The 11,737-nt window shown below is 54.1% G+C and carries 8 protein-coding genes; 6 read left to right on the top strand and 2 right to left on the bottom strand.

Annotation, left to right across the window (positions count from 1 at the left end):
- The first annotated feature begins 35 nt into the window (after nucleotides 1–35).
- The gene (locus tag H8B13_RS02165; RefSeq protein ID WP_187309179.1) at nucleotides 36–635 is read left to right on the top strand and encodes a cadmium resistance transporter; all 600 of its coding nucleotides are present in this window, start codon (nucleotides 36–38) and stop codon (nucleotides 633–635) included.
- 251 nt (nucleotides 636–886) lie between these two features.
- Entirely contained in the window at nucleotides 887–1,378 is a 492-nt protein-coding gene (locus H8B13_RS02160; protein ID WP_187309178.1) for a GNAT family N-acetyltransferase, read from the top strand.
- A gap of 83 nt (nucleotides 1,379–1,461) precedes the next feature.
- Here the strand turns inward: H8B13_RS02160 and H8B13_RS02155 are convergent, their stop codons facing one another.
- Entirely contained in the window at nucleotides 1,462–2,817 is a 1,356-nt protein-coding gene (locus tag H8B13_RS02155) for a serine hydrolase domain-containing protein (protein WP_187309177.1), read from the bottom strand.
- On the bottom strand, nucleotides 2,817–3,260 hold the full coding sequence (locus tag H8B13_RS02150; RefSeq protein ID WP_187309176.1) for a MarR family winged helix-turn-helix transcriptional regulator: 444 nt from the start codon (nucleotides 3,258–3,260) through the stop codon (nucleotides 2,817–2,819). Before H8B13_RS02150 ends, H8B13_RS02155 begins: the two co-directional genes overlap by 1 nt.
- A 487-nt stretch (nucleotides 3,261–3,747) precedes the next feature.
- Between H8B13_RS02150 and H8B13_RS02145 the strand changes: the two genes are divergently transcribed.
- The 4 genes from H8B13_RS02145 (at nucleotide 3,748) to gltB (ending at nucleotide 11,556) form a co-directional block, all read left to right on the top strand.
- On the top strand, nucleotides 3,748–4,980 hold the full coding sequence (locus tag H8B13_RS02145; RefSeq protein WP_187309175.1) for an NADP-dependent isocitrate dehydrogenase: 1,233 nt from the start codon (nucleotides 3,748–3,750) through the stop codon (nucleotides 4,978–4,980).
- Nucleotides 4,981–5,219: 239 nt separating this feature from the next.
- Complete coding sequence (locus H8B13_RS02140) at nucleotides 5,220–5,918, top strand: outer membrane beta-barrel protein (RefSeq protein WP_187309174.1); 699 nt, start codon at nucleotides 5,220–5,222, stop codon at nucleotides 5,916–5,918.
- 641 nt (nucleotides 5,919–6,559) lie between these two features.
- Nucleotides 6,560–6,895 carry an ASCH/PUA domain-containing protein gene (locus H8B13_RS02135; RefSeq protein ID WP_187309173.1) on the top strand — a complete coding sequence of 112 codons (336 nt, stop codon included), beginning with the start codon at nucleotides 6,560–6,562 and terminating at the stop codon, nucleotides 6,893–6,895.
- A gap of 146 nt (nucleotides 6,896–7,041) precedes the next feature.
- Nucleotides 7,042–11,556: a glutamate synthase large subunit gene (gene gltB / locus H8B13_RS02130; protein WP_187309172.1), complete on the top strand. Its 4,515-nt coding sequence runs from the start codon at nucleotides 7,042–7,044 to the stop codon at nucleotides 11,554–11,556.
- Nucleotides 11,557–11,737: the final 181 nt, after the last annotated feature.

Raw genomic sequence — 11,737 nt, 5'->3', positions numbered from 1 at the left:
CCGTTGTTGCTATTTTCATTTCGATACGCTACCCAATGGACGGATTCATGGGCCACCTTGGCCTGGCCCTAGTAACATTTGCCGTCACTAACGTCGATGATTTGCTTTTGCTGAGCCTGTTTTTCAGCAACCCACGCTATCCAGTCCGCTCGGTGGTGGTCGGTCAGTTCTTAGGCGTTGCGTTTCTGGTTGGGGTTAGCCTGGTGGGCTTGGTGCTAGGTACATTCGTGAATCAGCAGTGGATTGGCTTGTTAGGGTTAGTACCCATTTTTATCGGGCTGCGTGCGGCCTGGCGCCTGCAAAGCGCTTCGGTACCGGAAACGACCCAGCAGGAGGTGAGCACCGGCTCCAGTGTGCTGCAAGTGTCGGCAATAACCATTGCTAACGGGGCCGATAACGTCAGCGTTTACGTACCCTTGTTCGCTACGCTGCCTGTGGTGACCGTAGGCTTATACTGCGGCGTGTTCGCTGCGATGGTGGGCGTGTGGTGCATAGTAAGCTATTATCTAGTGCAGCATCCGGGTCTTTCTAAGGTGCTAGCCTGTTACGGCCACCTCGTCCTCCCCTTCTTCCTTATGGCCTTGGGATGCTGGATACTCTTCGAGACCAAGGCTTACACCCTAGTGCTTCGCTAACTAGTATTGCCTTTAGACCAGCTTAATTAGGCTTTTCCCTGCGTACCAACGCCGGCTAAATCTGTTACTGGACGGCGGACTGGTTTCGTCAGGTTCTTCCCCAAGGAGTTGCTTGGAGAATTACTCCTACACTATTGACACACATAATTTACCTGCAAGAGGAAGTAAAGAGGACATTGGTAAGGCTCGTGGGCAGTTGGAAAACGCAGATAGATGCTAAATAACAACTCCTTACTATGTACCTTTTGGCCATGGAATCTCCGGAACAAACAGGCGAACCCCAGGTGCAACTGCTGACTTACGAACCGCGGTACCAGGCGGACTTTAAGCGCCTGAATAAGGAATGGATTGAGCATTACTTCCGAGTTGAAGAGGCGGACCTACGTGTATTGGACCACCCTGACGAGTATGTACTCCAGCGTGGGGGGCATATTCTGTTGGCTGCCTACGCCGGACGGATAGTGGGTACGTGTGCCCTGCTGAGAATGGACGAGACGAGCTATGAGCTAGGTAAGATGGCCGTTACCGCCCGTATGCAAGGACGCGGTATCGGGCGGCTGCTAGCTGAGGCGGCCATTGCCAAGTCCCGGTCTTTGGGTGCTCGGCGGCTATATCTGGAAAGTAATACCAAGCTGGCCCCAGCCCTTCACCTGTATCACCAGTTGGGTTTTCGACGGGTTACATCGGGTCCGCCCTCGCCCTACGAGCGCAGTGATATTCAATTGGAAATGCTGCTCACGTAACAGTAACCGGGATGGGTGAGATGCCCGCAATGCCAATGCTGCGAGGATGAAGGATTTGACCACCCGATATGCAGCTGGTATTGCTAACGTCTGGCAGAACTACTTTTTTTCCGGGGTGGGTCTTTTACGCCTCCTTTCGTCAAAGTCAGGGCATATACGCGGCCTGCTTTAGTGGTAAGGAATTCGACCGTACGGTCAGGATTGTTTCGGTTAAAAAACTTTTGGGGGGATTCAGGCACTAAGGGCGTCTCCTGATTCTGAAGATAGAGTTGGCCGTTGGTGTAGAGAATGTAGATTTCCTCGTAGTGCCCTGCGTAATTGGGCAACTTGCTCGGCGCGACGGCCACGGGACGATGAACATATGGCACTTCCACGGCTTTGCCGAATAGGATGCCAGCCAGCCCATAGCTGATCCAATGCGATTCGGCCTGATTGTTCGACAATACCGTGACAAAAATCTCATCTTGAGGGTAGCGGTCCAGGGTGGTCATGGCCCCGAAATAGCCCCCACTGTGGGTTAGCAGGTCGTGGCCATGGTTGTAATAAGGGTTGATAAACACACCATAGCCGTAATGGTCCAAAAATCCATTGCCCGGAAACCGCTTGTTGTGCTGAGTGGCCATAAGCGTCTTGGAGGCATCCGAAAGCAGCGCTGTACCTCGTAATGCCCTGTCTAGCTTGGCCAGATCACTGGCTGTGGAGTACAGCCCATCGTGTCCCACATTCAGGTCCCAATTGATATAAGGGTTCTTGAAGAATGCATCGCCTTCCCGGTAGTACGAGCGGGCGAGGCCGGGTACGAGTGCGGTGTTGCTATGAAGACCGGTGTTCGTCATACCAGCCACATCGAAGATGTTTTTTTGCAAATACGCACCATACGATTTGCCCGAAGCTTTCTCAATGATCTGACCCAGTAAAAAGTACCCGACATTGCTGTAGCCTACTTGGGTACCGGGGGCAAATTGAACAGGCTGCTTTTTGATAAACGCCAGAGCGGAGTCTTTTGCAACGGCCGTGTGATTCAGGTATAGCTCCTCAAAATCAAGGGCTAGACCGGCCGTGTGGGTCAGCAGCTGGTGCAAGGAAATGACGTCGCCATTCGGGAAGCCCGGCAGAAACGAACTGAGCTTATCCGTAAGCTGGAGTTGACCGCATTCGGCAAGCTGTAGAATTGCCAGCGCAGTGATGTGCTTGGTGATGGAGGCAAGGGCAAACTTAGTATCTAAGGTATTGGGCACGGCCCATTCCGCATCGGCCAGCCCATAAGCTTGGTGCAGCAGCACCGAATCGTGGCGCGTAATTAGCACAACTCCCGCAAAGCGGTTTACATCGTGTTGCGCTTGCATATAGGCCGTTAACTGTTGCCGCACAGGCAGTTGTCCCACGCTGGTGCTGATGGCGCCTAGGCAAAACAGCAATACAAGAATGGCTAAGCGCATCAGGCCGGGGTAGTGCAGTTGGCAATGATTTTCTGCAGCGTCGTGTGGAACTGGGCGAGTTCTTCTTCGGTCAGGCCCGCCAGCGCCGTTCGTTGGTTGAGCTGAATGGTATCGGTTAATTGAGCCAGAGTATGCTGACCTTGAGCCGTAAGGTGCAGCTCAAATTTCCGACGGTCGGTATTGTGAATTTCCCTCGTGAGTAAGCCCTTTTGAACCAACAACTCAATGATGCGAGTCAGCGATGCCTTGTCTTTGAAAACCAAATCAGCAATCTGCTGCTGGCTTAGAGCAGGGTATTTGTTTAGCACAATCAAGATCAGAGCTTGGTCCACAGTGAGCTTATCCATGACTTGATCAATGTTCTGCTGGCACAGCTTGCGATATGCCTTTATCGCCTGCTCAAGGGTATAAAGGACAGTTTGGGTGGGGGTGTCAACAATCATATACATTTTGCTTGATACAAATATAATTGATATATCAATAAAATCAAGTGATATCGATTTTTCCCCTCAAGCGGGGGGCTTTTCTCTTAGCAATTAGGCTCTAATGAGCTTTCGTGAAGGTTTGAATTGGTTACCTACCTAGCAGCTTCAAAACTACACCGCGCTCTATTTAAGGAGTTATATGCGCTGTGAGAACGTATTCTAGCCATATCGACCACCCGGCTCTGGTGTTAGCAGCGCTTTAGATTTATATGCTGAGTCTTTGTTGAAATCACCGCCAGTTGTTCTACGACAACCGCTGGGGGGCTTTTTTACGCCGACTTCTGCTAGTGAGAGGGTTATTGCTGCGGAGCTAAGTAATACTGAATGAGACACTCCTTCTCACATTCATTGATTTTGTCGGGGACCTTTGAACAAGATAAGATTGGGCCCGTATCTTCGGGCTACACATTAAGCGGAAAAATATCAACCATCTTTCCCTGAGGAAATGACAAAAATCAAAGTAGCTAACCCGGTAGTGGAGCTTGATGGCGACGAAATGACGCGCATCATCTGGAAGTTCATTAAGGACAAGTTGATCACGCCTTATCTCGACCTCGACATCAAGTATTACGACCTGGGAATCGAGTACCGCGATGCCACTGGTGACCAAGTTACCATCGACGCCGCCAATGCCATCCGGCAGTATGGAGTAGGTATCAAGTGTGCCACCATCACGCCGGATGAGGAGCGAGTAAAAGAGTTTAACCTGAAGCAGATGTGGAAGTCGCCGAATGGCACTATCCGTAACATCCTGGACGGCACTGTTTTCCGCGAGCCCATTGTGATGAGCAACGTGCCACGCTTGGTTCCTAACTGGACGGCTCCTATCTGTATCGGCCGTCATGCTTTCGGCGACCAGTACCGGGCTACTGATTTCGTGACCAAAGGAAAAGGTAAGCTTACCATCACTTTCACCCCAGAAGACGGAGGCGAAACGCAGTCTTTCGAAGTATTCAACTTCAAGAGCGACGGGGTTGCGCTGGCCATGTACAACACGGATGAGTCAATCCGGGGGTTTGCTCACGCTTGCTTCAACCAAGCCCTGATGAAAGGCTGGCCCTTGTACTTATCGACCAAAAACACCATCCTGAAGAAATACGACGGTCGTTTCAAGGACATTTTCCAGGAGATTTACGAGCAGGATTACAGCGCCAAGTTCACGGCCGCCGGCATTACCTATGAGCATCGCCTGATTGATGACATGGTAGCCTCCGCTCTGAAATGGAACGGCAACTTTGTGTGGGCCTGCAAAAACTACGATGGCGACGTGCAAAGCGACACCGTAGCGCAAGGTTTTGGATCATTGGGCCTGATGACTTCTACGCTAGTGACCCCAGATGGCACCGTAATGGAGGCCGAAGCCGCGCACGGCACCGTAACTCGCCACTACCGCGACCACCAGGCGGGCAAGCCAACGTCTACGAACCCAATTGCTTCCATTTTTGCCTGGACTCGCGGGCTGGAATTCCGCGGAATCCTGGATAGCAATCAGGAGTTGATCGACTTCTGCAAAGCGCTGGAAGCTGTTTGTATTGAAACGGTGGAAAGCGGTAAAATGACCAAGGACTTGGCTGTTTGCATTCACGGCAACAAGGTTGAGCACGGCAGAGACTATCTCTATACTGAGGAGTTTTTGGAAGCCTTGGACGAAAATCTGAAAGCTAAGCTGGGCAAATAGTTCTTATTTGCTCCATATAAAAAAGCCCATTCGATAATCGAATGGGCTTTTTTTGTGCCGCTCAAGCAGTGTATTAGGCAACAACGTTTTTTGTTGTTCGTGTGCAACCATCACATAACCTTGTAAGCTCCCCCGTGTGCTACCGCTAGAGTATTTGCTCAAGTGTGCGTCTGGGGGGCTTTTTTCAATGCTAATCTTCCCTATCATCGTTTTTTATGTCTATTCTTACCCACTTTCAAATGAAAAGAATTGCATTCAGCAGCATTGCAGCGCTAGGCTTGCATTGTTTTGCAACTCCTGCTTACGCGCAACAGCTACAAGCTGCTGGCATTAGCGCAGGGTTTAATGTTGCACGCCTAAAGGCAGATCGCTACGCCTTTCGGTATAATTCCGTTCTGATTGATCCGTTTGCTGATCAATCCAACGACGAGACGGGCAACAGCATCACGTTGTTTGGTCGCTGGAAGATTGGGCAGACGGGCTGGTATGTACAACCTGAGTTGGGGTATATGTCGACCCTGGAAACTCCGGTTTTACTATCAAACGCCACCACTTCCTTTCCTTATTCCAATAGCCGCATCCGGCGCCTTGATGCCCGACTGTTAGGGGGCTATCAATCTGGTCCGCTGCGCCTGTTTGCGGGCCCTAGCATCGGTTACTATCTCTATAATTCACGAAATTTTACTTCCCCAGATCCGGAGGTGCAGGCCGTGATGAGCGCCTTGGATGCAAACCCCAAGCGGTGGCAGGCTTCTGTGCAGGCCGGAGCAGGCGTTACGCTGGGCCGCGTCGATTTGAATGTTCGGTATGAGTGGGGCCTCTCCCCTTATAAGGAATCCTTTCCCGCGCCCGGCGAGTCGGCCTTTATGACGCGCAAATTGCAACAGCTAGTGCTGGAAGGCGGTTTTCAACTCTATAAGCGCTCTACGCCCAAATAGCGACCCTAAGCAGCCCGCGCGCAGCGGCTCCGATGCGACGTAACTGCTCACACAAGCTTATAGTAAGCAAATAGCCCAGGGGGGCAAAATGAACGCCACGGTCAAGTATTTGGCCGTGGCGTTCATTTTGCCCCCCTGGGCCTTACTTTTTGTTTTCGACTGCGTATTTAGCAATTGATGGCACGCTTTGCTAGTTGCCTGTGTTGTTGGCATTTAGTTTTTCATCCATCACTTTATTAAAACAGTACTGAAGTAAGAGAATAGAAGTTTTAAGGCATTTATTTCTTATATTCAGCCAACGTACGCCCTGGAGCTGCTGCCGTCATCCCACCCGGCCTGCTCAATATTTCGCCTGCGACAGGGAGCAGGCGAACCAGCCTACCAGAAAGGTTCAGCCTTTTGCCACGGTGCTGGGTAACTGTACAATCTTTTTCTTTTTCAGCCTTCCATTCATAAGGCAACCGTTTTTTAACCTTGACTTACAGGCATTTACTCAAGCCTGAAGTATAAGTCGGGGCACAAGTGTGGGCACTTGCATTTTCTAAAAAAAGACGAACTGCGTGCAGGTTCGTGACCCCACGTCTGCGTGATGGGCTATGCTTGTCTGCACGGCTCCACATCCACTTCAAACGACAATCACCATGATTACCCATATAGCAACCCTAGATCACCCAACTTCCCTGTCCCATACCCGCACCCACGAGCTAAAAATCTGGCCCGCCTGCTTTGAAGCTACATTGTCGGGGGCCAAAACGTTTGACGTGCGTGAGAACGACCGCAACTATCAAGTGGGCGACGCCGTGCAGTTGTGTGAATACGAACCAGAAAGCGAAACCTACAGTGGCCGCTCCACGGCCCGCTGGATCAGCTACGTGCTGCAAGGCGGCGCTTTTGGCTTACAGAGTGGCTGGTGCATTTTGGGCTTAACCGAGTTGCGGCCGCTGCCGCCCGGCGTCAGCGACACCCGCCTGTGGTAAACAATTAGTGAAGCGTACATAAAGGAAGTGAGGGTCAACGCCCTCCTCCTTCATCACGCGCCTCCCTCCTACTACTGCCTTTCAAATTCCAGCGTGCTACCGCCCAACGAGCAGCACGATAGAACCTTAACGCCCTACTTACAGTGATGAAATCTACTGACTCGCCAGGCTTATATCGCCCTGAATTTGAGCATGATGCCTGTGGCACCGGTTTTATAACGTCGCTGAAAGGCCATAAGTCGCACCAAACGATTGCGGATGCGCTGACCATGCTCGAGAACATGGAGCACCGCGGCGCCTGCGGTTGCGACGCTGAGTCGGGCGATGGGGCAGGCCTGATGTTACAGGTGCCGCACTGGTTTTTTCTGGAAGAATGTACAGCCCTGAATATCCGGCTGCCCGAGCCGGGCTGCTACGGGGTGGGCATGGTGTTTTTGCCTAAAAAAGCACCCCAGCGCGAATCCTGCCGCTCTATTATTAACGCAGCAACCGAAAAACTGGGCTTGCAGCTACTGGGCTATCGGCCGGTGCCGGTGAATCCGACTGGTATCGGCCAAACGGCCTTGGCGGCGGAGCCCGTGATGGAGCAGGTTTTCGTGGCGCGGCCAACAGCCATCACGAACAGCGAAGACTTTGAGCGTAAGCTATTTGTGCTGCGGCGGCTGATTACGAAAACGGTTATGGAATCGGTGCCGGAGGCGGAGAATGACTTCTACTTCGCCTCGCTTTCCTGCCGGGTTATCGTGTACAAAGGCCAGCTCACGACTTATCAGGTGCGCCACTACTTCCCCGACCTTTCTGATCAGCGGGTTACGTCGGGGTTTGGGCTGGTGCATTCGCGCTTTTCTACGAATACCCTTCCTTCGTGGAAGCTGGCGCAGCCGTTTCGCTTGCTGGCCCATAATGGCGAAATCAACACGCTCCGAGGCAATCTGAACTGGTTTTTTGCCGGACTCCGCTCCTACGTCTCGCCCTATTTTTCGGCGGAGGAAATGGACATGCTGCTGCCCGTCATCGACAACAATCAGTCGGACTCGGCGTGCCTCGACAACATTGCCGAGATTCTGCTCCACTCGGGCCGCTCTTTGCCCCATGTGATGATGATGCTGGTGCCCGAAGCTTGGGACGGCAACACCCAAATGGACCCGCTAAAAAAGGCGTTTTACGAGTTCCACGCCACGTTTATGGGACCTTGGGACGGTCCGGCAGCCTTGCTTTTTACCGATGGCAAGATGATCGGGGCCATGCTGGACCGCAATGGTTTGCGGCCCCTGCGCTATGTGGTCACCAACGACGGGCGCGTGCTGGTAGCCTCGGAGGCCGGCGTGCTACCTATTCCCGATTCCAAGATTGTACAGAAAGGCCGCTTGCAGCCCGGAAAAATGCTGCTCGTGGATACCGTTGGGGGGCAAATTATCACCGATGAGGAGCTGAAAGCCCAGGCCGCCAGCCAGCAGCCGTACGAGCAGTGGCTGAACGAGTATCAGATTCGGCTGGAAGAGCTGCCCGAGCCGCGCCAGATGTTCACCGATCTGTCGGCCGAGTCGGTGTTCAAGTACCATCAAGTATTTGGCTACACCCGCGAGGATATTGACAGCATCATCACACCCATGGCCGTGGAGGGCAAAGAGCCCATAGGCTCGATGGGTGTGGATGTGCCGCTGGCCGTACTCTCCGACCAGCCCCAGCACCTATCCAGCTACTTCAAACAGTTTTTTGCCCAGGTTACCAACCCGCCCATCGACCCAATTCGGGAGCGGCTGGTGATGAGTCTGGCGACCTTTATCGGCAACAACGGCAACATCCTCGATGAGGACAAAATGCACTGCCACTGCGTGGCCCTGCACCAGCCCATCCTGACCAACCACGAGCTGGAAAAGCTGCGCAGCATCGATACGGGCCTGTTTCACGCCAAAACTTTGATGAGCTACTTCAAGGCCGATGGCAAGCCCGGCTCCTTGCAGAATGGCGTCGATCGGCTGTGTCGCTACGCCGAGGACGCGGTGAGCGACGGGTTTGAGGTGCTCATCCTCTCCGACCGCGCCCTGGATTCGGAGCACGCGCCCATACCGTCCTTGCTGGCGGTGTCGGCGGTGCATCACCACCTGATTCGCAAGGGCTATCGTGGTTCGGTGGGTCTGGTGGTAGAAGCCGGCGACGTGTGGGAGGTGCACCACTTCGCCTGTCTGCTGGCGTTTGGCGCCACGGCCATCAATCCGTACTTGGCCCTGTCCACCATCCAAACCATGCAGGCCGGGGGGCAATTTGACTCGCCGGAAGCGCATCCGCAGCTGGTCAAAAACTATGTAAAGGCCGTGTGTGATGGTTTGCTCAAGATTTTCTCTAAAATGGGAATCTCGACGTTGCAATCGTATCACGGCGCACAGGTATTTGAGATTCTGGGCCTCAACCAGGAAGTCGTTGACCACTGTTTCACCGGCGCTGTCACGCGCATTGGCGGACTGGGCTTCGATGAAATAGCCCGTGAGACGCTGTATAAGCACTTTCAGGGCTTCAAAAGTACTACCCCCGAAGAACAACAGCTTCTGCCCGACGGGGGCGTGTATCAGTGGCGCCGCCGGGGTGAGGCGCACATGTTCAACCCCGAAACGGTACACTTGCTTCAGCACGCCACCCGCACCAACAATTACGCGACCTACCAGCGCTATGCCCGTCTGCTCAATGAGCAAACCGATCGGCTGTTCAGCATCCGGGGTCTGCTGGATTTTGCCCACCACCGCGAGCCTATTTCCCTCGATGAAGTTGAGCCCGTTGAGGGCATCCTGCGTCGCTTTGCGACGGGGGCGATGTCATTTGGCTCCATCTCGCACGAAGCGCACAGCACGCTGGCCATTGCTATGAACCGCATCGGGGCTAAGAGCAACACGGGCGAGGGCGGCGAAGATCCGATGCGCTACGAGGCCTTGCCCAACGGCGACTCCATGCGTTCCGGCATCAAGCAAATTGCCTCGGCCCGCTTCGGTGTCACGGCTCATTATCTTACAAACGCCGATGAGCTGCAAATTAAAATGGCCCAGGGGGCAAAACCTGGCGAAGGTGGTCAACTCCCTGGTCATAAAGTAGATGAATGGATAGCACGGGTGCGTCACGCCACGCCCGGCGTAGGCCTCATTTCGCCCCCGCCCCACCACGACATCTACTCCATCGAAGATTTAGCCCAGCTGATTTTCGACCTGAAAAATGCCAATCGCGCCGCCCGCATCAACGTGAAGCTGGTGAGCAAGGCGGGCGTCGGCACCATTGCGGCGGGTGTCGCCAAAGCTCATGCCGATGTGATTCTCATTGCTGGCTACGATGGAGGAACAGGTGCTTCGCCCATGAGCTCGATTAAACACGCCGGCTTGCCTTGGGAATTAGGCTTGGCGGAAGCGCACCAAACTCTGCTGCGCAACCAGCTCCGCAGTCGCGTGGTGCTGCAAGCCGATGGCCAGCTCAAAACCGGCCGCGACCTAGCCATTGCTGCCCTGCTCGGGGCCGAAGAATGGGGCATCGCCACGGCCGCGCTCATTGCGGGCGGCTGCGTGATGATGCGCAAATGCCACCTCAATACCTGCCCGGTGGGCGTAGCTACCCAGGACCCCGAGCTGCGCAAGCTGTTCACGGGCCAGCCGGAGCACATTGTGAACCTGTTCCGCTTTCTGGCTGAAGAGCTGCGCGAAATAATGGCGGAGCTGGGCTTCCGGACCGTGAATGAGATGGTGGGCCGGACCCAATTCTTGAAGGTGCGCGAAATAACACACTGGAAGGCCCGCACCCTGGATCTCAGTGGGTTGCTTCACCCAGCCGCCAACCCCTCGGGAGGCACATTGTACAACAGTGAAACCCAGGATCACGGCCTGGATGAGATTCTCGACTGGCAGCTTCTCCAGCATGCACAACCTGCGCTAACTGAAGGCGTTCCAGTTTTTGCTTCCTTCAAAGTGCGCAACATCGACCGTACCATCGGCACGCTGCTTTCCAACGAGATAACCAAGCGCTACCACGCGGCGGGACTGCCGCACAACACTATCAATTTCCGGTTTAGCGGCTCGGCGGGGCAGAGTTTCGGCGCATTCAGCGTCAAAGGCTTGTCGCTTACCCTCGAGGGCGAAGCCAACGACTACGTCGGCAAAGGCCTTTCGGGGGCTCAGCTGGTCATCTTCCCTTCGCCCAACAGCCAATTTGTGCCCGAGCAAAACATCATCATCGGCAACGTAGCCTTATACGGCGCGACTTCCGGCGAACTGTTTGTGCGGGGCCAGGCTGGGGAGCGGTTTGCGGTGCGAAATTCCGGTGCCACGGCGGTAGTGGAAGGCGTGGGTGACCACGGCTGCGAGTATATGACGGGCGGCCGCGCTCTTATTCTGGGCAAAACCGGCCGCAACTTCGCCGCCGGCATGAGCGGCGGCCTGGCCTGGATCTACGACCCCGACGGCAGCTTCCCCGAAAACTGCAACACCGAAATGGTAGAGCTGGACCCACTTGATTCGGACGATGAAGACCAGATTCGGGCACTGTTGCGCAAGCACGTGCAGCTCACCCAAAGTCAGCTTGCGGCCCATCTGCTGGATAGTTGGGCGGAAGAAGCGGGCAAGTTTGTAAAGGTATTTCCTTCCGAATACAAAAAGGTATTGCAAAAGGCACAATACGCCACGGTGTAGAGACGCGATACTTCGCGTCTTCTTGCGCGTTGCTGAGGTTGCCAAAATAACTGTCATGCCGAGCGGAAGCGAAGCATCTCGCCTGCTGATGTCTGATTAGTAATCCTGGTAAACACGCGAGATGCTTCGCTTCCGCTCGGCATGACGGGCAAAGTTAATTCACTGCTCAAAACCAGTCGTT

The organism is Hymenobacter sp. BT188 (assembly GCF_014333585.1).
Taxonomy (GTDB): domain Bacteria; phylum Bacteroidota; class Bacteroidia; order Cytophagales; family Hymenobacteraceae; genus Hymenobacter.
Note: the sequence above shows the minus strand (reverse complement) of the source record. Positions and strands in the feature narration are given on the sequence as shown.